The organism is Herbidospora galbida (genome assembly GCF_005233835.1).
In the GTDB taxonomy this organism is placed as follows: domain Bacteria; phylum Actinomycetota; class Actinomycetes; order Streptosporangiales; family Streptosporangiaceae; genus Herbidospora; species Herbidospora galbida.
Window position 1 is genome coordinate 40,890 of sequence record NZ_SZQA01000027.1, and the last position, 18,060, is coordinate 58,949.

The 18,060-nt window shown below is 70.8% G+C and carries 24 protein-coding genes; 14 read left to right on the forward strand and 10 right to left on the reverse strand.

The annotated features are described in order from the left end of the window. Nucleotides 1-91 precede the first annotated feature (91 nt). The 3 genes from dapE (at nt 92) to FDA94_RS25300 (ending at nt 2,663) form a co-directional block, all read left to right on the forward strand. A complete protein-coding gene (gene dapE / locus FDA94_RS25290) occupies nt 92-1,138 on the forward strand; it encodes a succinyl-diaminopimelate desuccinylase (RefSeq protein ID WP_137249574.1) in 1,047 nt (348 codons plus the stop codon). 185 nt (nt 1,139-1,323) lie between these two features. Further along, nucleotides 1,324-2,094: an LOG family protein gene (locus tag FDA94_RS25295; RefSeq protein ID WP_137249575.1), complete on the forward strand. Its 771-nt coding sequence runs from the start codon at nt 1,324-1,326 to the stop codon at nt 2,092-2,094. Next, on the forward strand, nt 2,094-2,663 hold the full coding sequence (locus FDA94_RS25300; RefSeq protein WP_137249576.1) for an LOG family protein: 570 nt from the start codon (nt 2,094-2,096) through the stop codon (nt 2,661-2,663). The genes FDA94_RS25295 and FDA94_RS25300 overlap by 1 nt, the downstream gene beginning before the upstream one ends. Before the next feature lie 9 nt (nt 2,664-2,672). Here FDA94_RS25300 and FDA94_RS25305 read toward each other — a convergent pair whose 3' ends face one another. Then, nucleotides 2,673-2,870, reverse strand: a complete 198-nt coding sequence (locus FDA94_RS25305; protein ID WP_137249577.1) for a hypothetical protein — start codon at nt 2,868-2,870, stop codon at nt 2,673-2,675. A 26-nt stretch (nt 2,871-2,896) separates the two neighbouring features. Here FDA94_RS25305 and FDA94_RS25310 point away from each other — a divergent pair, with 26 nt between their 5' ends. Together FDA94_RS25310 and FDA94_RS25315 are read left to right on the forward strand one after the other, a co-directional pair. Beyond that, entirely contained in the window at nt 2,897-3,250 is a 354-nt protein-coding gene (locus FDA94_RS25310; protein ID WP_137249578.1) for a hypothetical protein, read from the forward strand. After that, the gene (locus FDA94_RS25315) at nt 3,244-3,789 is read left to right on the forward strand and encodes a DNA-3-methyladenine glycosylase I (RefSeq protein ID WP_137249579.1); all 546 of its coding nucleotides are present in this window, start codon (nt 3,244-3,246) and stop codon (nt 3,787-3,789) included. The genes FDA94_RS25310 and FDA94_RS25315 overlap by 7 nt, the downstream gene beginning before the upstream one ends. Here the strand turns inward: FDA94_RS25315 and FDA94_RS25320 are convergent. Next, complete coding sequence (locus FDA94_RS25320; RefSeq protein ID WP_137249580.1) at nt 3,779-4,546, reverse strand: PaaX family transcriptional regulator; 768 nt, start codon at nt 4,544-4,546, stop codon at nt 3,779-3,781. The genes FDA94_RS25315 and FDA94_RS25320 overlap by 11 nt on opposite strands. Nucleotides 4,547-4,729: 183 nt before the next feature. Between FDA94_RS25320 and FDA94_RS25325 the strand changes: the two genes are divergently transcribed. Together FDA94_RS25325 and FDA94_RS25330 are read left to right on the forward strand one after the other, a co-directional pair. Beyond that, nucleotides 4,730-4,897, forward strand: coding sequence for a DUF3117 domain-containing protein (locus tag FDA94_RS25325; protein WP_083502187.1), 168 nt, complete (start codon nt 4,730-4,732; stop codon nt 4,895-4,897). A gap of 151 nt (nt 4,898-5,048) precedes the next feature. Then, nucleotides 5,049-6,428: a leucyl aminopeptidase family protein gene (locus FDA94_RS25330; protein WP_137249581.1), complete on the forward strand. Its 1,380-nt coding sequence runs from the start codon at nt 5,049-5,051 to the stop codon at nt 6,426-6,428. Here FDA94_RS25330 and FDA94_RS25335 read toward each other — a convergent pair. After that, the gene (locus tag FDA94_RS25335) at nt 6,412-7,041 is read right to left on the reverse strand and encodes an O-methyltransferase (protein ID WP_137249582.1); all 630 of its coding nucleotides are present in this window, start codon (nt 7,039-7,041) and stop codon (nt 6,412-6,414) included. The genes FDA94_RS25330 and FDA94_RS25335 overlap by 17 nt on opposite strands. Nucleotides 7,042-7,168: 127 nt before the next feature. On the opposite strand from FDA94_RS25335, the gene sigE reads away from it, so the two are divergent. From sigE to FDA94_RS25355, 4 genes are all read left to right on the forward strand, one after another. Further along, complete coding sequence (gene sigE, locus FDA94_RS25340; RefSeq protein ID WP_030451823.1) at nt 7,169-7,798, forward strand: RNA polymerase sigma factor SigE; 630 nt, start codon at nt 7,169-7,171, stop codon at nt 7,796-7,798. Continuing rightward, a complete protein-coding gene (locus FDA94_RS25345) occupies nt 7,795-8,328 on the forward strand; it encodes an anti-sigma factor family protein (protein ID WP_137249583.1) in 534 nt (177 codons plus the stop codon). Before sigE ends, FDA94_RS25345 begins: the two co-directional genes overlap by 4 nt. A 184-nt stretch (nt 8,329-8,512) precedes the next feature. Continuing rightward, nucleotides 8,513-9,895: a S1C family serine protease gene (locus FDA94_RS25350; RefSeq protein ID WP_137249584.1), complete on the forward strand. Its 1,383-nt coding sequence runs from the start codon at nt 8,513-8,515 to the stop codon at nt 9,893-9,895. A 75-nt stretch (nt 9,896-9,970) separates the two neighbouring features. Then, on the forward strand, nt 9,971-10,327 hold the full coding sequence (locus tag FDA94_RS25355; RefSeq protein ID WP_062339048.1) for a sec-independent translocase: 357 nt from the start codon (nt 9,971-9,973) through the stop codon (nt 10,325-10,327). 133 nt (nt 10,328-10,460) lie between these two features. Here the strand turns inward: FDA94_RS25355 and FDA94_RS25360 are convergent, their stop codons facing one another. Next, the gene (locus FDA94_RS25360; protein ID WP_137249585.1) at nt 10,461-11,600 is read right to left on the reverse strand and encodes an Mrp/NBP35 family ATP-binding protein; all 1,140 of its coding nucleotides are present in this window, start codon (nt 11,598-11,600) and stop codon (nt 10,461-10,463) included. Between the two features lie 136 nt (nt 11,601-11,736). Here FDA94_RS25360 and FDA94_RS25365 point away from each other — a divergent pair, with 136 nt between their 5' ends. Next, nucleotides 11,737-12,114, forward strand: a complete 378-nt coding sequence (locus FDA94_RS25365) for a MarR family winged helix-turn-helix transcriptional regulator (protein ID WP_246060149.1) — start codon at nt 11,737-11,739, stop codon at nt 12,112-12,114. On the opposite strand, the gene FDA94_RS25370 is transcribed toward FDA94_RS25365, so the two are convergent. Beyond that, nucleotides 12,073-12,546, reverse strand: a complete 474-nt coding sequence (locus FDA94_RS25370; RefSeq protein WP_137249586.1) for a DUF1003 domain-containing protein — start codon at nt 12,544-12,546, stop codon at nt 12,073-12,075. The two genes, FDA94_RS25365 and FDA94_RS25370, sit on opposite strands and share 42 nt — an antisense overlap. Then, nucleotides 12,539-13,747, reverse strand: a complete 1,209-nt coding sequence (locus FDA94_RS25375) for a magnesium transporter MgtE N-terminal domain-containing protein (RefSeq protein ID WP_137249587.1) — start codon at nt 13,745-13,747, stop codon at nt 12,539-12,541. The genes FDA94_RS25370 and FDA94_RS25375 overlap by 8 nt, the downstream gene beginning before the upstream one ends. An 81-nt stretch (nt 13,748-13,828) precedes the next feature. Here FDA94_RS25375 and FDA94_RS25380 point away from each other — a divergent pair, with 81 nt between their 5' ends. Beyond that, nucleotides 13,829-14,776, forward strand: a complete 948-nt coding sequence (locus tag FDA94_RS25380) for an EamA family transporter (RefSeq protein WP_342778525.1) — start codon at nt 13,829-13,831, stop codon at nt 14,774-14,776. On the opposite strand, the gene FDA94_RS25385 is transcribed toward FDA94_RS25380, so the two are convergent. Next, a complete protein-coding gene (locus FDA94_RS25385) occupies nt 14,760-15,125 on the reverse strand; it encodes a hypothetical protein (protein WP_137249588.1) in 366 nt (121 codons plus the stop codon). The genes FDA94_RS25380 and FDA94_RS25385 overlap by 17 nt on opposite strands. Nucleotides 15,126-15,157: 32 nt before the next feature. After that, complete coding sequence (locus FDA94_RS25390) at nt 15,158-15,718, reverse strand: biotin transporter BioY (protein WP_137249589.1); 561 nt, start codon at nt 15,716-15,718, stop codon at nt 15,158-15,160. A gap of 115 nt (nt 15,719-15,833) precedes the next feature. On the opposite strand from FDA94_RS25390, the gene FDA94_RS25395 reads away from it, so the two are divergent. Then, entirely contained in the window at nt 15,834-16,769 is a 936-nt protein-coding gene (locus FDA94_RS25395) for an HpcH/HpaI aldolase/citrate lyase family protein (protein WP_170991117.1), read from the forward strand. A gap of 19 nt (nt 16,770-16,788) precedes the next feature. On the opposite strand, the gene FDA94_RS25400 is transcribed toward FDA94_RS25395, so the two are convergent. Further along, nucleotides 16,789-17,346: a DUF6529 family protein gene (locus tag FDA94_RS25400; protein WP_137249591.1), complete on the reverse strand. Its 558-nt coding sequence runs from the start codon at nt 17,344-17,346 to the stop codon at nt 16,789-16,791. A gap of 33 nt (nt 17,347-17,379) precedes the next feature. Then, nucleotides 17,380-18,057, reverse strand: coding sequence for a hypothetical protein (locus FDA94_RS25405; protein WP_137249592.1), 678 nt, complete (start codon nt 18,055-18,057; stop codon nt 17,380-17,382). Nucleotides 18,058-18,060: the final 3 nt, after the last annotated feature.

Consider the following 18,060-nt stretch of genomic DNA (forward strand, 5'->3'; position numbering starts at 1 on the left):
ATGGCCACGATGGTCAGTGCTGTTCTGGATGGACGCCGTGTCACAGCCCAAGAACCTACCTTCTCGCGGCCCTGCCGTAGGCTCGGCAGACATGCGACTTGATCAGGACGTGAGGACGTTGACCGCCGATCTGGTGGACGTCCGATCGGAGAGCGGTGACGAGCAGGTCCTGGCCGACGCGATCGACGAGGCGCTGCGGCGGCTGCCGCACCTGACCGTCGACCGCCACGGCAACAACGTGGTGGCCCGCACCAACCTCGGCCGGGCCGAGCGGGTCGTCGTGGCGGGCCACCTCGACACGGTGCCGATCGCCGACAACGTGCCGAGCCGGGTCGAGGGGAACCGCCTGATCGGCTGCGGCGGCACCGACATGAAGGCCGGCGTGGCCGTACAGCTGAAACTGGCTCTGCTCAGCGCCCCCAACCGCGACCTGACCCTCGTCTTCTACGACCTCGAAGAGGTCGAGGCGGCCCGCAACGGCCTCGGCCTGCTGGTGCGCGAGCACCCCGACTGGGTGCGCGGCGACTTCGCGGTGCTGATGGAGCCGACCGACGGCGTGATCGAGGGCGGCTGCCAGGGGACCATCCGGGCCGAGATCCTCTCCCGCGGCGTACGCGCCCACAGCGCCCGCAGCTGGCTCGGCTTCAACGCCATCCACGGGTCCGCCGAGATCCTGAACCGGCTCGCCGGCTACACGCCCCGCGAACCGGTCGTCGACGGCCTGGCCTACCACGAGGGGCTCAACGCGGTGCTGATCCGCGGCGGCCACGCCGGGAACGTCATCCCCGACGAGTGCGTGGTGACGGTCAACTACCGCTTCGCCCCCGACCTCACCGAGGAACAGGCCCAGAACCACCTGCGCGAGGTCTTCGACGGCTTCGAGGTGACGATCACCGACTCGGCCCCCGGCGCGCGGCCCGGCCTGGAACACCCGGTCGCGGCGGCATTCACGAGAGTGGTCGGCGGCGAACCCCGCGCGAAGGTCGCATGGACCGATGTGGCCCGTTTCTCCGCACTTGGAGTTCCGGCGGTGAACTACGGTCCGGGCGATCCGGCGATGGCTCACAAAGTCGACGAATACGTCGAACTCGACAAGATCGTCGAGGCTGAGCGCGTCATGACCGCCTGGTTGACCTGAGGAAACTGCCTGCAGAAAGAAGAAAGTGGCTTTCCTCGCCGGCCATTTGGCGGGGAAAGCCACTTTCCGTCCCGAGCAGCACCCTCGACTGTTAGACGCGGCCTGAACGAAATCCGGTTCCCCGGTTCCGTGTGGATTCTCAAGATTTTTTCCACGGCCATCCTGAGGGGCTAGCGTGGCGTCTCATGAACACGATTCGCCGTGAACGTCGCCAGGGGCCGCAGCTGCTCCGGGGCGAGATGGTGCCCGACTCCACCCACGACCAGCGCCTGCTCGACCGGCGCGGACCGGCCGACTGGCTCCACATGGACCCGTGGCGGGTGCTGCGCATCCAGGCCGAGTTCGTCGAGGGCTTCGGCTCCCTGGCCGAGCTGCCGCCGTCGGTCACCGTCTTCGGCTCGGCCCGCACCAAGCCCGACTCGCCCGACTACGAGCTCGGCGTCCGCCTCGGGGCCGCGCTCGCCGACGCCGGCTACGGCGTCATCACCGGCGGCGGCCCCGGCTGCATGGAGGCCGCCAACAAGGGCGCGATGGAGGCCGGCGGCATCTCCGTGGGTCTCGGCATCGAGCTCCCGCACGAACAGTCGATGAACGAATACGTCAACCTGGGCGTCGAGTTCCGCTACTTCTTCGTCCGCAAGACCATGTTCGTCAAGTACTCCTGCGGCTTCGTCACCCTGCCGGGCGGCTTCGGCACTCTCGACGAGCTGTTCGAGGCGCTGACGCTCGTCCAGACCCGGAAGGTCACCTCGTTCCCGGTGATCCTCATGGGTTCCTCGTTCTGGGGCCCGATGGTCGACTGGATCAAGTCGTCGCTGCTGGGCGAGGGCAAGATCTCCCCCCAGGACGTCGACCTGATCAGGGTCACCGACGACGTCGACGAGGCCGTGCGGATCATCGTGGAGGCCGACCGCCGCCGTGAGCAGGAGGCGAGCCTCGTGGGAGACGCCCAATAATGTTCGTCTGCGTTTTCTGCGCCTCCTCCCAGAAGATCGACCCGAAGTACTTCCGGCTGGCCGCCGACGTCGGCGCCGAGCTCGCCCGGCGCGGCCACCACCTCGTCAGCGGGGGCGCGATCGTGTCGTGCATGGGCGAGGTCGCCCGCGCCGCCCGAGCCGGCGGCGCCCAGACCATCGGCGTGATGCCCCAGGTCCTGGTGGACATCGAGATCGCCGACACCGACTCGACCGAGCTGGTCGTCACGACCGGCATGCGCGAGCGCAAGAGCGTCATGGACGCCCGCTCCGACGCCTTCCTGGTCCTCCCGGGCGGCATCGGGACGATGGAGGAACTCTTCGAGATCTGGACCGCCCGGGTCCTCGGCATCCACCAGCGCCCGCTGGTCCTGCTCGACCCGTGGGGCCTCTACACCCCTCTGAAAGACCTCGTCGAGGGCATGTACGACCAGGGCTTCACCCGCCCCGACGTCTTCGACGGCATCGCCTGGGCCACGACCGTCGAAGAGGCCTTCGACCTGCTCGAACAGCCCACTCCCCGGATCACCCCCGGGGTCGACGAGGCCTAGCCGGCAGGCCTACGCGAGCCCGCGCCGGGCCAGGGCCGGTGGCCTGCGCCCGGCGATGGCCTCGGTCATGGCGACCGCCTGCCCGATCGCCTCGGCGTGAGCCGGGTCGGCCAGGCGGAACTCGGCCGGGCCGCGCCAAGCGGCGAGGGCGGCCACGGCGATGGCCTCGTCGAGGTCGGCCGGCAGCTCGATGATCTCAGTTGCCACGTGGTCGATGCTCTCACGCTCACCACATGTGGCACGATTCGTATGTGCTGGTCGTACTCGTTCTCGCCGCGCTCGCGGTCGTGGGCTGTGTGGTCTGGGTCTCCATGGGCCAGGGCGGGGCGATGGCGGAGTTCCCGCCCGACGTGCCGCCGCTGGAGCTCCCCGACGCCGCCCAGGTGACCGCCGTCGACCTGGTGACCGTGCAGTTCCCGGTCGGCCTGGTCGGCTACCACACCGGTTCCGTCGACGAGACCCTCCAGCGGGCCGCGACCGCCATCCGCGACCGCGACACCCGCATCGCCGTCCTGGAGCAGAAGGTGGCCGAGCTCATGGCCGGCCGCCTCCAGGCCAAGTCACTCGATTCGGAAGAAGCATGGTAGAGATCGTCCGCTGCGCCTGGGCCACGAGCGATCAGCTCTACCTCGACTACCACGACCACGAGTGGGGCCGCCCGGTCCACGGCGACGACAAGGTCTACGAACGGGTCACCCTGGAGGCCTTCCAGTCGGGCCTGGCGTGGATCACGATCCTGCGCAAGCGCGAGAACTTCCGCCGGGCCTTCGACGGCTTCGCCATCGAGAAGGTCGCGGCCTACACCGAGAAAGACGTCGAACGCCTGATGGCCGACGCGGGCATCGTCCGCAACCGGGCCAAGATCGACGCCGCCGTCGCCAACGCCAGAGCGGCCCTGGAGCTCCCCGAGGGCCTGTCGGCCCTGGTCTGGAAGTACGCCGAGCCCGACTCCCCGGTGCGCAAGACGATGGCCGACATCCCCTCGTCGACGCTGAACTCCCAGGCGCTGGCCAAGGAGCTCAAGAAGAAGGGCTTCCGGTTCGTCGGCCCCACCACCGCCTACGCCCTGATGCAGGCGATCGGCCTGGTCAACGACCACATCGAAGGCTGCGTGGCTAGGACGTGAGGGTCCGCTCCACGAAGGCCGCCGCCTGCGGCATCAGCCGCGAGGCCTCCTGCTCGAAATAGGCCCGCGCCTTGTCGCCCGGCCACCCCGAGGGCAGCAGCGCCGCCGGGAGCCCCGGGTCGCGGAACAGGAAGTTCCGCCAGGTGTGCACCAGCCGCGACCTGACCGCGAAGACCTGGTCGTCGGGGGAGTCGTCGGGCAGCCCGTCGATCAAGGGCCGGGCCCCCGCGAGCCACTCCTCGTACGCCCGCCCGATCGCGTCGAGATCCCAGGCCCTGGCCAGCAGATCGACCGGATCGCCGTCGAGCACGGCCTCGAACCGGTCGGCGTGCAGATCGAGCTGGTCGAGCTCGGCCGAGGCCCGGGGGCCGATCCAGGTGGTCTCCGAGAGGGGGGCGTACCCGAGGAAGGACAGGTGGGCCCGCAGGCGCTCACGCCGGGTCCGGTCGCGGACGGGTTCGATCACCAGCAGGTGCCAGCGGCCCGGCCAGGTGATCGTGCCGCCCCGGTAGACCCGGGCGGCGGCCTCGTCGAGACGTCGCACGCATTTCGGCGTGGCCGCGTATCCGGGCCCCTGCGGCAACCTGACCGGATCGAGCCACCCCTGCCGGACCATCCGGGAGATCGCGGTCCGGACGGCGGGCGCGGCGATCTCGAGAGGGGCCAGCAGCCGGACCAGGGCGGCCACCGACGCCTGGCCTCCCCGGCTGCGCAGATGGTCGCCGTAGAGGTCGAAAAGCGCGGCTCGGGCGTTCATCCCACCCAGTGTGGAGTCAGGAACTTGCTCCGACAATCCATAGGCGAACCGCTTTGATCCTCAACCGAGTCCTCTCCCGTTACCTTTTTGAACCCGGAGGCGGGATAATAGGACATCACAGAAGACGTGAATGCGCCGGCCACCCTTCATTGGACGGCCGACAACGCGGGAAGGGATACACGCATGGCGGCGATGAAGCCGCGGACTGGTGACGGTCCGCTGGAAGTCACCAAGGAAGGCCGGGGCATCGTCATGCGGGTCCCGCTCGAAGGTGGCGGCCGGCTTGTCGTCGAGCTATCGGCGGATGAGGCCAGCGCCCTCGGTGACGCGCTGAAGAACGTGGTCGGCTGACTACAGCCGGATATCGAGCGACGTCGGCCCCGCCGCGGACTTCCGCGCCGGGGCCGAATTCCTTTGGGGCAGATTCCCAGCACGAGCCACGGCCGGCCGCGGCTCGTGTCCTCAGGGCAGATTCCCAGACATTCCCCGACGTGGAGAGACCGTGCCCATAGAGACCACCGTGACCACCGTGGCCCGTGCGGACGGTGACGCCGAGTTCCTCGCCGTCCCGTTCGGCCCTGACCTGGCCCCCGACGTCGAGCTGCCGGTCTCCGCGCCGGCCCTGCTCGCGCACTACGAGGCCAAGGGCGAGCCCGGAGAGGTCGTCGAGATACCCGTCGCCGCCGCCGACGGCGTGCGCCGCGTCCTCCTGTACGGCACCGGCCCGGCCCCGGCCGATCTCCGCAAGGCGGGCGCCGCCCTGGCCGGCCGCGTCAACGGCCGCGAGCGCCTGACCATCGTCGCCCCGACCGAGGGCGACGTGGCCGAGCTGGTCGCCGGAGCGCTGCTGGGCACCTACACCTTCAAGCTGGGCGAGCCGAAGACCACGCCGGTCCACGAGATCGTGCTGTCGGGCGCCGACGACGCCGCGGTCGCCCGGGGCAAGGCGGTGGCCAAGGCCACCAGCGACGCCCGCGACCTGACCAACACCCCCGCCTCGATCAAGTCACCGGCCTGGCTGGCCGAGCAGGCGATCGCGCTGGCGGGCGAGGGCGTCGAGGTGACCGTCGACACCGAGCTGGTCGGCTTCGGCGGCATCCGCGCCGTCGGCCAGGGGTCGGTCAACCCGCCCTGCCTGATCAAGATGACCTACGCTCCCGAGGGCGCCACCCGCCACGTCGTGCTGGTCGGCAAGGGCATCACCTTCGACAGCGGCGGCCTGTCGCTGAAGCCGTCGGCGTCCATGAAGGACATGAAGACCGACATGGCCGGCGGCGCCGCCGTGATCGCCGTCCTGTCGGCGCTGCGGGCCTTCGACGTGCCGGTCAAGGTCACCGGCCTGATCGCCTGCGCCGAGAACTCCATCGGCGGCAACGCCCAGCGCCCCAGCGACGTGATCACCCAGTACGGCGGCCGGACCGTCGAGGTGCTGAACACCGACGCCGAAGGCCGCCTGGTGATGGCCGACGCGATGGCCTACGCCGACCGCCACCTCGACCCCGACGTGCTGATCGACATCGCGACGCTCACCGGCGCCGCCAAGGTCGCCCTCGGCACCGGTTTCGGCGCCCTCTACGCCACCGACGACGCCCTGGCCGCCGGCCTGCTGGCCTCGGCCGCCCGCAGCGGCGACCGGCTCTGGCGGATGCCGCTGATCGACGACTACCGGACCGCCCTCGACTCCGACGTCGCCGACCTCGCCAACGTCGACAAGAAGGGTGGCCTGGGAGCCGGGTCGGTCCAGGCCGCCCTGTTCCTCCAGGAGTTCACCGGCGGACGCCGCTGGGCCCACCTCGACATCGCCGGCCCGGCTCGCAACGAGAAGGGCGGCACGGGCTTCGGCGTCAGGCTGCTGCTCGACTGGCTCAGTTCGTCAGCTTGACGGCGGCGAGCAGGCCGTCGCCCAGCGGCAGCATCAGCGGGCGCAGCCGCTCGTCGTTCCTGACCACGCGGCCGACCTCGCGGACCGCGACCGATTCGGGGTCGCGCTGCGTGGGGTCGGCCACCCGGTCGTGCCACAGGGCGTTGTCGAAGGCCACGATCCCGCCGGGCCGCAGCAGCCGCAGCGCCTCGCCCAGGTAGTCGCCGTATTCCTGCTTGGCGGCGTCGCAGAAGACCAGGTCGTAGCCGCCGTCGGCCAGCCGCGGCAGCACGTCGAGGGCCCGCCCCACGATGAGCCGGGTGCGCCCGCTGGCGAACCCCGCCTCGGCGAAGGTCTGGCGGGCCAGCCGCTGGTGCTCCGGCTCGACGTCGACGCTGGTCAGCGTGCCGTCAGAGCGCATTCCCCGCAGCAGCCACAGGCCCGAGACACCACAACCGGTGCCGATCTCGACCACCGACCGCGCGTTGACCGCGGTCGCCAGGAAGCAGAGCGCGGCGCCCCCGCCGGGCAGGATGGGCGTGGCGCCCACCTCCTCGCCGCGCTGTCGCGCGTTGCGCAGGACGTCGTCCTCCGGGACGAAGTCCTCCGCATGGGCCAGGCTCGCCGTGTTCATGGTTGGCAAGCGTAGGGGAGTACGCCCCGATCGGGAACTCACGCCGCAACGGGGACGTTGCAGCTTTGAACGGTCTTTGTTTAGTCCGTTCGCCGCTGGTACGCAGGAAGGGGCGAAACCAGGCACTATGGCTGTAGCAACGGTCCTGGAGAGAGGATTGCCGGTGGACGATCACGACCACCAGGCGGGTGCTGAGGCGTCCACCTGGACACCTCCCACCTGGGAGGAGGTCGTCAGAAACCACTCGGCACGGGTATATCGGCTCGCCTACCGGCTGACCGGCAACGTCCACGACGCCGAAGACCTGACTCAAGAGGTCTTCGTCCGGGTGTTCCGCTCTTTGTCCAGCTACCAGCCGGGCACGTTCGAGGGCTGGTTGCACCGCATCACCACCAACCTGTTCCTCGACGGCGCCCGCCGCAAGCAGCGGATCAGGTTCGAGGGGCTGGCCGACGACGCCGCCGAGCGCATGCACGGCCGCGAGCCGTCCCCCGAGCGGGCCTACGACGACAACCACCTCGACGCCGACATCCAGGCCGCGCTCGACGCGCTCGCGCCTGAGTTCCGGGCCGCCGTGGTGCTCTGCGACATCGAGGGCCTCTCCTATGAGGAGATCGCGGCGACGCTGGGCGTCAAGCTCGGCACCGTCCGCAGCCGCATCCACAGGGCGCGCGCGCAACTGCGTGACGCGCTCGATCACCGCGCGCCGCGCGGTGACCAGCTTCCCCCTTCATCGTTCACCCGGGAGGGAGCATGACGCATCTTGGTGAGCGCGTTTCCGCGCTGATCGACGGCGAGCTCGCGCACCACGAGCGCGAGCGCGCCCTCGCCCATCTCACGTTCTGCGCCGACTGCCGCGACGAGGTCGACGGGATGCGGGCGCTGAAGAGCCGCCTGCGCTCCCTCGACCCGCCCGCGATGCCGGCCGACCTGACGATGTCGCTGCTGCGGTTGGGAGACATGGGCCCTCCGGCCCGCCCGCTATCGGGTCAGCTGCCCCGGCAGCTGCCCGGCCCCTACAGCATCGCCCCCGCCGACACCCGCCCGGCCCGCCGTCCTTTTGGCGCGACCGGCCCCGGCCGTAGCCCCCGCCGCCGCGCGGCCGGTTACGTCGCGGTCGGGGTGGCCTCGGCGGCGGTCGCCCTCGGGTCGCTCTTTCTGGTCAACGGCGAGCCTCGCCCTGCCCCCGCGCCCGAGATGATGTTCCCCCCGCAGGTCACCGCGTCACCCCACAGCCGGCTGCCGGGTTCTCCGTCGCCCGGTCCCTCGCCCAAGCTTGTTCCTTGACGCGACTAACCGGCACCACGTCTGGGCAGTGAGACGGCATACGATCTGGCGTGAGAACACGGGTCGTATGCCTGGAGCGAGACGCTGACGGCCGAAGGCCGGCTGCGTCTCGCGTCGGAATCTGCCCCGAAGAAGCTGAGACTGGGTGGCGGCCCCGCCACAACCGCTGGGAGTGACTGCACCGATGACCGACGACACGCGTGACGACGACGCGTACGGGCGGCCTGAGTTCTATCCGGCGGGCGAGTGGGGCGAGGAAGACCACGCCCCCCGCCAGCCCCAGCAGCCGGGCGCGGCCCACCCGCCGCCCCCGCTTCCCGGCGGAGAGCCGACCCAGACCTATTTCCCGCCACCCCCGCCGCCCAACGCCTACGGCATGGGGCAGGGGTGGGCGCCGCCGCCCGGCGCGACCGCCGAACTGCCGCGGCGGGAGCGCCGCGCCGGTCCCCGGACCGGCACTCTGGCCGCGCTCGGCCTCGTGGTCGCGCTGGTGGCCGGAGGCGCGGCCTCCTGCGGCACCTATCTGCTGACCCGCCCGACCGCCGGCATCGACCCCGGCTACGCGATCCCGACCCCGGCCGCCGCGCCGACCGGGCGGGCGCCCGAGTCGGTCGCCGGGGTGGCCGCCAAGGTGCTGCCCAGCGTCGTCTCGCTCGAAGTGCAGGGCAGCGGGCAGGCGGGCACCGGCTCCGGGTTCCTGATCCGGGGCGGTTACATCGTCACCAACAACCACGTCGTGGCCGCCGCGGCGCGGTCGGGCGGGGCGATCCGCATCCGGTTCGCCAACCGCCAGTCGACCACCGCGCAGATCGTGGGGCGCGACCCCAACTCCGACATCGCCGTGGTCAAGCCCGACGAGACGTTCGGCTCGCCCGAGGTGGCGCTGGGCAACTCCGACTCGATGGTGGTCGGCGACCCGGTCATCGCGATCGGCTCGCCCCTCGGCCTGAGCGGCACGGTCACCACCGGCATCGTCAGCTCGCTCAACCGGCCCGTCGAGGCCGGCGGTGAGAGCGGGCGCGACTCGGCGCTGATCAACGCCATCCAGACCGACGCGGCGATCAACCCCGGCAACTCGGGCGGCCCGCTGGTCAACGGCCGAGGCGAGGTCATCGGCGTCAACTCGGCCATCGCCACGATAGGGGCCGGCCAGCAGCTGGGCGGCCAGCAGTCGGGCAGCATCGGGCTCGGCTTCGCCATCCCGGTCAACCAGGTCCGCCGGATCGCCGAGGAGCTCATCTCGACCGGCTCGGCCCGCACGTCCCGGATCGGGATCACGATCGACCAGAGCTACCAGGGTCAGGGCGTCCGCATCGCCGACGCCCCCGACCGGGGGGTGCCGCCGATCACGCCGCAGGGGCCCGCCGACAAGGCCGGGCTCCGGGCCGGCGACGTGATCCTCGAGGTCGACGGGCAGCCGATCAGCGACAGCCGTGAGCTGATCGTCACGATCCGCAGCAAGACGCCGGGCGACCGGGTCCCGTTCAAATACAGCCGGGCGGGCGCCGAGCGAACAGTTGATGTCGTGATCGGGGCGGCGCCCGCTCCGTCGGCCCAGCCCTCGTAGCACGCCTGTCCGGGCAGTAGTGTGATGGCCAACGTCTGATTCACGACGGTTCGGGCAGGGCAAGGGAGATCTACGGTGTTCGGACTCGGCTGGGCGGAGATCCTGGCGCTCGTGGTGATCGCGCTGCTCGTGTTCGGGCCGGAGAAGCTGCCGGGAGTCGCCTCGCAGGCGGGCCGGACGCTCCGGCAGATCCGGCAGATGGCCAACAACGCCCGCACCGACCTCGAGGCCAACCTGGGGCCGGAGTTCAAGAACTTCGACCCGACCGACCTCAACCCCAAGAACTTCGTCCGCAAGCACCTGCTCGACGACGTCGAGAAGGACTGGAACGCCACTCCGGAGGAGACGGCCGCGGCCGACCCGCCGCCCCCTCCGGTGACCGTCGAACTGACGGCGGGCGAGATCCCGCCCTACGACAACGAGGCGACCTGAGCCGAACGAAAAGGCCCGCTCCCTAGGAGCGGGCCTTTTGCTTGGGCGGGCGCGGCCGGTTGGCGCCGGTTGCGGCGCCGCCCGGACGCGACGGGCGGTGTCAGGGTGGGCGGAGCCGTAACGGAAGAAGCTTTTAACGGCCGGCCGGGCTGATGTCGAGCTTCATGCCCTTGAGGCCGCCCCTCTTCTTGCTGAGGCCCGCGGCGATGCGGCGGAGTTCGGCGGCGGCCGGGGCGTCGGGGTCGGTGAGGACGAGGGGCTTGCCCTCGTCGCCGCCCTCGCGGAGGCGCATGTCGATCGGGATCTGGCCCAGCAGCGGGACCCGGGAGCCCAGAGTGCGGGTGAGCGCGTCGGCGACGGTCTGGCCGCCGCCCTCGCCGAACACCGAGATGCGCTCGTCGCAGTGGGGGCAGGGCAGCCAGGACATGTTCTCGATCACGCCGGCGATCTGCTGGTGGGTCTGCGCGGCGATCGACCCGGCCCGCTCGGCCACCTCGGCGGCGGCCTGCTGGGGCGTGGTCACCACGAGGATCTCGGCCGACGGCATGCGCTGCGCGACCGAGATCGCGATGTCGCCGGTGCCCGGCGGCAGGTCCATCAGCAGGACGTCGAGGTCGCCCCAGAACACGTCGGCGAGGAACTGGTGGAGCGCCCGGTCGAGCATCGGGCCGCGCCACACCACCGCGCTGTTGCCCTCGGGCTTGAACATGCCGACCGAGATGACCTTGATGTCGTGGGCCACCGGCGGCATGATCATGTCTTCGACCTTGGTCGGCCGCTCGCCGACGCCCAGCATGCGGGGCACGCTGTGGCCGTAGATGTCGGCGTCGACGACGCCGACCTTGAGGCCGGAGGAGGCCATCGCGGCGGCCAGGTTGACCGTCACCGACGACTTGCCGACGCCGCCCTTGCCGCTGGCGACCGCGAAGACGCGGGTCAGCGAGCCGGGCTGGGCGAACGGGATCTCCTTCTCGGGGCCCCGGTTGCCGCGCAGTTTGGTCTGCAGAGTTTTACGTTGTTCGGCGCTCATCACGTCCATCTCCACGGAGACGCGCGTGACGCCCTCGATCTTGGAGACGGCGGCGGTGATGTCGCGGGTGATGGTGTCTTTCATCGGACACCCGGAGACCGTGAGGTAGACGCCTACGCGCACCAGCCCGTCAGGGGCGATGTCGATGCTCTTGACCATGTCGAGCTCGGTGATCGGCCGGCGGATCTCGGGGTCGTTGACCGTCGCCAGAGCCGCGGTCACCACTTCTGGGGTCGGTGCCATGTAGTCATGCTACGAACTGGCGACCTGTCATACGAATCGAGGTCGCGCCTCTAGGATTGCGCGCGTGAGTCCGACAAGTCCGCCTGTCCTGTCGGCGGAACAAATCGAGGTCTGGCGCACCATGCAGCGTGCCCAGATGCGGATCACCCGGAGCATCGAATCCGACCTCCTGGAGTCCCACGATCTGGCGATGGCCTCGTACGACGTGCTTCTCCAACTGTCCGAGGCGCCCTACAAGCGGCTGCGGATGAACGACCTCGCCGGCCGGGTGCTGCTGTCGCGCAGCGGGCTGACCCGGCTGATCGACCGGCTGCAACGCGACGGCCTGGTCGAACGGCAGGCCTGCCCCAGCGATGCGCGCGGCCTCTACGCCGTGCTCACCGACAAGGGCACGGCCCTGCTCGACGAGGCCACCCCGACCTACCTGCGCGGCGTGCGGGCCCAGTTCGTCGACCGGCTGAGCGGGGCCGAGCTAGGGCAGTGTGCCGCGCTTGCCGTCAAGCTGATCGACTAGCCACTCGGCCTCGGCCTTGATGAAGTCGCGCGTGGCGACCTCGCCCAGGGCGATGCGCAGCGAGGCGATCTCCCGGGTCAGATATTCGAGCTCGGCCCGGTTCTGCTCCGCCGCGTGGCGGTCCTGCTCGCCCTGAACCCGGTCGCGGTCGTCCTGGCGGTTCTGCGCGAGCAGGATCAGCGGGGCGGCGTACGACGCCTGGAGCGAGAGCATCAGGGTCAGGAAGATGAACGGGTAGGGGTCGAACCTCATCGGGCCCAGAGTGTTCCAGGCGACCCAGACGATCACGAATGCGGTCATGTAGACGAGGAACCTGGCCGTGCCCAGGAAGCGGGCGAACTTCTCCGACCATTTGCCGAACGCCTCGGGGTCGTACCGGATGGGCAGTTGCCTGCGCAGTTCGCGGGGCTGGTCGAGCCGGCTCTCAGTCATGTCGCTCCCGCCAGTCTTCGGGCAGCAGGTGGTCCAGAACGTCGTCGACGGTGACCGCGCCGATCAGGCGGCCGTCCTCGTCGATCACCGGGGCCGCCACCAGGTTGTAGGTGGCCAGGTAGGAGGCCACCTCGGGGAGATAGAACTCGGGCCTGATCGGGTCGACGCTGCCGTCGACGAGTGAGCCGATCAGGGCGAAGCTGGGCTCGCGGAGCAGCCGCTGGATGTGGGCGATGCCGAGGTAGCGGCCGGTGGGGGTCTCGGTCGGGGGGCGGGCCACGAAGACCTGGGCGGCGATCGAGGGCGGCTGCTCGCGGTTGCGCAGCCGGGCCAGCGCCTCGGCGACGGTGGCGTTCGGGGGCAGGATGACGGGCTCGGTGGTCATCATGCCGCCGGCGGTGTCTTCGGCGTAGCCGAGGAGGCGGCGTACCGGATCGGCCTCTTCGGGGATCATCAGGGCCAGCAGGCTCTCGGCCTGGTCGGGTGGGAGCTCCTGGAGCAGGTCGGCGGCGTCGTCGGGGCCCATGTGCTCCAGCACGTCGGCGGCCCGTTCGTCGTCGAGGTTGCTCAGGACCGTGACCTGGTCGCGTTCGGGGAGCTCCTCCAGCACGTCGGCCAGCCGGTCGTCGTCGAGCGCGGCGGCGATCTCGGCCATCCGCTTGCCGGGGAGTTCCTGGAGCACTCCGGCCAGGTCGGCGGGGCGCATCGCGTCGAAGGCGGCCAGCAGGCTCTGGGCGCCCTGGTCCTTCTGCGCCACCTCGAAGCCGCTGACCTGGCCCCAGTCGACGACCGTGGTCTCGCCCCGGCGGCGGGTGCCGCGCCGGAAGGCGACCTTGGTGATCAGCCAGTCGGGCGGGTCGGGCTGCTCCATGGCCAGGTCGAGGACGGTGCCGGGCTCCTCGCCGACGGTGATCTTCAGGTCGAGGAGCTCGCCGATGGCCAGGGTCTCGGACTCGCGCTGCTCGAAGCGGCGCAGGTTGAGGCGTCCGGTGAAGATGACCGCCCCGGCCTCCACCGAGATCACCCGGGTGACCGGCAGGAACACCCGGCGGCGCGGCTGGACCTCCACCACGTAGCCGTGGACGCGCGGGGGCAGCGGGCCGCGCAGTGCGACGACCACGTCCCGGATCCGGCCGATCTTGTCACCGGCGGGATCGAACACCGCGAGCCCGGCCAGCCGGGCCACGAAGATCCGCTCCACCTTGGCAGGTTATGGGGATGCCCCGGTCCGGACGGATATGACAGGATCAAAGTAGGTCAACGGTAGTTACAGGGAAGAGTCATGATCCGGTCAGTCAGCCTTGGAATCGCGGCCGTGTCCGCCGTGTGCTTCGGGTTCTCCGGACCCATGGCGAAGTATCTGAACGCAGCCGGGCTCGCCCCGCTGGAGTCGGTGTGGGTGCGGATGGCCGGGGCCGGGCTGCTGCTCCTCGCCGCGCTGGCGCTGCTGCGGCCCGCCGCGCTGCGCATCCCCCGTTCCCAGTGGCTCTTCTTCGGGGTGTACGCCCTGGTCGCCGTCGCCGGAGTGCAGGCCCTGTACTTCCTGGCCATCCAGCGGCTGCCCGTCGGCGTGACGCTGCTGATCGAGTACACCTCGCCCGTCCTGGTCGTGCTCTGGGTGCGGTTCGTCCGCCGGATCAGGCTGCCGAAGGCGGCCTACATCGGCGCGGTGATCGCGGTGGCCGGGCTGGCGGTCGTGGTCGAGGTCTGGGACGGGCTGCGGCTCGACGCCCTCGGCCTGGTGCTGGCCCTGCTGGCGGCGGCGTGCTGCGCGGGATACTTCCTGATGAGCGACAACCTGCACGTCGACCCGCTCGGCCTGGTGGCCTGGGGCATGATCGGCGCGGCGGTCGTGCTGCTGCCGTTCGCGCGGCCCTGGTCGATCGAGTGGGCGGTCTTCGGCGACGTCGTGACCGTGGCGGGCAACACCCTGCCCGTCGCCGGGGCGGCCGGCTGGCTGATCCTGGTGGCGACGGTGGTGGCGTACATCGCGGGCGTGACCGCGGTGCGGCGGCTGTCGGCGGCGGTGGGGGCGACGGTGGCCTCGCTGGAGGTCATCACCGGCGCGCTGATCGCCTACTTCCTGCTGGGGGAGGCGCTGGGCGCCTACCAGATCATCGGTGGTGCGGTCGTGCTGCTCGGCGCGCTGCTGGCCCAGACGGCGACCGTACGGCGGGCTCCCGCTGAGGCGCCCGCCGCGCGCGAGCCCGTGCTCAACCCGTCGGCCTGAGCCGGACCACCGAGGAGCGCCTGGCCCACCGGGCGGGCAGCCCGGCCGCGTCGGGGGCGTTCAGCCGCTCCTTGGCGAGGGCGGCCACCACCTCGGGGCTGGTCTTCTGGTCGACGACCTCGACCGCCGCGGGGAAGCGGACGAGCTGGGCGCCGTTGTCCTTGCTCCGGAGCACGACCTCGATCTCGTGCTGGGCGGTGAGGCCGGGGAGGTTCTGCTCCCCGCCCCCGACCACCATGTAGATGGCGTCGTCATGCCAGACGTGCCAGGCCAGGCGGGTGCCCTCGGGCAGCACCACCCACAGCACGCTCGACCGCTTCGCGGCGTCTTCGATCAACGCGAGGCTCATGACGGCCAGTTTTCCATAGGTCAAAACGCCTGTCAGGAGGCGATTTTCCATGCTGCGGGAAGCAGTCCCGCGGCGATGAGGACCTTCAGCCCGTCGCCGATCAGGAAGGGCACGACGCCCTTCTCGATCGCGGTCGCCAGGCTCATGTCGGCGGCCACCGCCAGCCACGGCACGCCGACGAGGTAGATCAGCACGGTGCCGACGATCATCGTCACGACGGTCTTCCCGACGGTGCGGTCGCCGCCCCGCCCGGCCAGCGCGCCGACGACCGACGCGGCCAGGAAGAAGCCGACCACGTAGCCGAGCGTGGCGTCGCCGGCGGCGGTGAACCACGGCACGCCCGCGAGGCCCGCGAGCAGGTAGAGGGCCATGCCGGCGGCGGCCCTGTAGAGGCCCAGGGTGGCTCCGGAGAGCAGGACGGCGAAGGTCTGCAGGGTCACCGGCACGGGGCTGCCCGGCACCGGGAACGCCACCTGGGCGGCCAGGCCGGTCAGCGCGGCGGCGCCGACGACGAGCGCGACGTCGCGGACGATCGTGCCGGGGATGAGGTCGGACAGAACCGCGGGACGGCTCGCGGCGACGGCTCGGGACATTGTCTGGCTCCCTGATGGAAGAGGCATTACCTCCTTATTAATCACATAGATCACCCGGGATCCCCGTATGCGCCCTGGCACAACGTCCACTGCCCGGCTTTGTAGGGTTGGGCGCATGCGCGCGCGACGTACGTGTCTGGCGGTACCCGGGAGCAACCCCCGATTCCTGGAGAAGGCCCAGGGGCTGCCCGCCGACGAGGTGTTCCTCGATCTGGAGGACTCGGTGGCCCCGCTGGCCAAGGAGCCGGCGCGGGGGAACATCGTCGCCGCGCTGAAAGAGGGCGACTGGGGCGGCAAGACCGTCGTCGTGCGGGTGAACGACCTGTCGACCTCGTGGACCTACCGCGACGTCATCGAGGTGGTCGAGGGCGCGGGCGACCGGCTGCACTGCCTGATGCTGCCCAAGGTCGAGGACGCGTCCCACGTCCGGTGGCTCGACGTGCTGCTGACGCAGGTCGAGAAGGCCGTCGGGCTGCCCGTCGGCGCCATCGGGATCGAGGCGCAGATCGAGAGCGCCCGGGGGCTCGTGAACGTCGACGAGATCGCCCAGGCCTCGCCCCGGGTCGAGACGCTGGTGTTCGGGCCGGCCGACTTCATGGCGTCGATCGGGATGCGCACGCTCGTGGTGGGGGAGCAGCCGCCCGGCTACCCCGAGGGCGACGCCTACCACTACATCCTGATGCGCATCCTCATGGCGGCCAGGGCCCACGGCCTCCAGGCGATCGACGGGCCCTACCTGCAGATCAAGGACGTCGACGGGTTCCGCCGGGTCGCGGCGCGCGCGGCGGCGCTGGGGTTCGACGGCAAGTGGGTGCTGCACCCCGGGCAGATCGACGCCGGGAACGAGGTCTTCTCGCCCGCGCAGGACGACTACGACCACGCCGAGCTCATCCTCGACGCCTACGACTACTACACGACGGTCGAGAGGCGCGGCGCGGTGATGCTCGGCGACGAGATGATCGACGAGGCGTCGCGCAAGATGGCGCTGGTGGTGGCGGCCAAGGGCCGCGCCGCAGGGCTCGCCCGAACTCGCCGGTTCGAGCGGCCCTGAAGCGAGCCGGCCTGCTCTCTCAGAACTGGACGCCGATCGTGGTGAAGAACCAGAACGACGAGGTCAGCCAGAGGCCGATCAGCAGGGTGAACAGCAGGCCGCCGACGACCGGCAGCGTCCAGCCGGGCAGGCCGCGCTTGGGCAGCGACAGCATCTTGGTGACGAACACGCCGTAGAAGACGCAGCCGAAGATCGAGTGGAACATGACGCGCGGGTCGTCGTAGCGCGCGCCCACCGAGTAGAGGCAGTGGAAGGCGACCGGCACGGTGGCCAGGAACGCCAGGCGTCCCGACCAGCGGTGCACCACTCCGGGCCACGAGCCCCGCACGGGGATCTTGCCCCAGATGGCGAACGCCGAGAACACCTGCACGATCGCCAGGAGCGCGGCGAGCGTGGTCAGCCAGACCTTCATGGCCAGCGGGCCGGAGAAGCCGGCCAGGCCGTAGGCGAAACCGGTCGGGGGGTGCAGTTCGCCGTACACGCCGAGGGCGGCGGCGACCAGGCCGCCCGCGAGCACGGGGATGACGAGGGCGGCGACGGCGCCACGGTTCTGTGGGGCGACTTGGGTGTGAGACATCTCAGGCTCTCAAGCGTTCGGGGGCGTCGGGGTTCAGGAGGCCGGGGCAGCCGGGGACAGGAAGGAGTCGATGAACTGGTCGGGGTCCTGCGGGGTGAGGGGGATGCCGTACCACTCCTGGACGCCGCCGTCGAAGGCCGCCGCGGCCTCGCCGGAGTTCTCGCCGAGCATGATGCGGCCGACCGACTGGCCGTTGGGGAGCTTGATCCAGCCGCCGACGACACGAGCGCCGCGGACCTGGGCGGTGGCGCGGTAGAGGCCCGAGGGCTTCTTCACGGTGGCGGCCGAGAAGCGCCAGCTCTTGTTCTTGTACTCGATGCGGCCCTGCGCCTTGCCACCGCGCAGGGCGGCGGTGACCAGGGTGTCCTTGCCTTCGAGGGTGACCGTGTTGTCGGCGGCGGTGCCCCTCAGCCACGCCTCGATCTTGCCGTCGCAGAAGTAGCCGACGACCTTGCCCTTCCTGATCGAGATGGCGATCAGGCCGCCGTTCTGGTCGACGACGCCCGCGTAGTCGGCCTTCTTGGGGGTGGGATCCTCCTCCTGCTCGGGAGCGGCCACCTCTTCGGGTTCCTGGGTCGCGTCGGGGGTGGCCTCCTCGGTCGCCTCGGGCGTGGCCAGCGGGTCGGCCCCCCCGGCCGCCGCCGGGACGGCCGCGGTCTCCTGGATCTGGGGGGAGGCGGTCGCGCTGGCCACCGTCAGGCCCGCGGTCATCAC

Excerpts from the sequence above, each read along its gene's own strand:
- dapE (WP_137249574.1), top strand. The coding sequence starts at position 92 with ATGCGACTTGATCAGGACGTGAGGACGTTGACCGCCGATCTGGTGGAC.
- FDA94_RS25295 (WP_137249575.1), top strand. The coding sequence starts at position 1,324 with ATGAACACGATTCGCCGTGAACGTCGCCAGGGGCCGCAGCTGCTCCGG.
- FDA94_RS25300 (WP_137249576.1), top strand. The coding sequence starts at position 2,094 with ATGTTCGTCTGCGTTTTCTGCGCCTCCTCCCAGAAGATCGACCCGAAG.
- FDA94_RS25310 (WP_137249578.1), top strand. The coding sequence starts at position 2,897 with ATGTGGCACGATTCGTATGTGCTGGTCGTACTCGTTCTCGCCGCGCTC.
- FDA94_RS25315 (WP_137249579.1), top strand. The coding sequence starts at position 3,244 with ATGGTAGAGATCGTCCGCTGCGCCTGGGCCACGAGCGATCAGCTCTAC.
- FDA94_RS25320 (WP_137249580.1), bottom strand. The coding sequence starts at position 4,546 with ATGAACGCCCGAGCCGCGCTTTTCGACCTCTACGGCGACCATCTGCGC.
- FDA94_RS25325 (WP_083502187.1), top strand. The coding sequence starts at position 4,730 with ATGGCGGCGATGAAGCCGCGGACTGGTGACGGTCCGCTGGAAGTCACC.
- FDA94_RS25335 (WP_137249582.1), bottom strand. The coding sequence starts at position 7,041 with ATGAACACGGCGAGCCTGGCCCATGCGGAGGACTTCGTCCCGGAGGAC.
- sigE (WP_030451823.1), top strand. The coding sequence starts at position 7,169 with ATGGCTGTAGCAACGGTCCTGGAGAGAGGATTGCCGGTGGACGATCAC.
- FDA94_RS25345 (WP_137249583.1), top strand. The coding sequence starts at position 7,795 with ATGACGCATCTTGGTGAGCGCGTTTCCGCGCTGATCGACGGCGAGCTC.
- FDA94_RS25350 (WP_137249584.1), top strand. The coding sequence starts at position 8,513 with ATGACCGACGACACGCGTGACGACGACGCGTACGGGCGGCCTGAGTTC.
- FDA94_RS25360 (WP_137249585.1), bottom strand. The coding sequence starts at position 11,600 with ATGGCACCGACCCCAGAAGTGGTGACCGCGGCTCTGGCGACGGTCAAC.
- FDA94_RS25365 (WP_246060149.1), top strand. The coding sequence starts at position 11,737 with ATGCGGATCACCCGGAGCATCGAATCCGACCTCCTGGAGTCCCACGAT.
- FDA94_RS25370 (WP_137249586.1), bottom strand. The coding sequence starts at position 12,546 with ATGACTGAGAGCCGGCTCGACCAGCCCCGCGAACTGCGCAGGCAACTG.
- FDA94_RS25380 (WP_342778525.1), top strand. The coding sequence starts at position 13,829 with ATGATCCGGTCAGTCAGCCTTGGAATCGCGGCCGTGTCCGCCGTGTGC.
- FDA94_RS25385 (WP_137249588.1), bottom strand. The coding sequence starts at position 15,125 with ATGAGCCTCGCGTTGATCGAAGACGCCGCGAAGCGGTCGAGCGTGCTG.
- FDA94_RS25390 (WP_137249589.1), bottom strand. The coding sequence starts at position 15,718 with ATGTCCCGAGCCGTCGCCGCGAGCCGTCCCGCGGTTCTGTCCGACCTC.
- FDA94_RS25395 (WP_170991117.1), top strand. The coding sequence starts at position 15,834 with ATGCGCGCGCGACGTACGTGTCTGGCGGTACCCGGGAGCAACCCCCGA.
- FDA94_RS25400 (WP_137249591.1), bottom strand. The coding sequence starts at position 17,346 with ATGTCTCACACCCAAGTCGCCCCACAGAACCGTGGCGCCGTCGCCGCC.
- FDA94_RS25405 (WP_137249592.1), bottom strand. The coding sequence starts at position 18,057 with ATGACCGCGGGCCTGACGGTGGCCAGCGCGACCGCCTCCCCCCAGATC.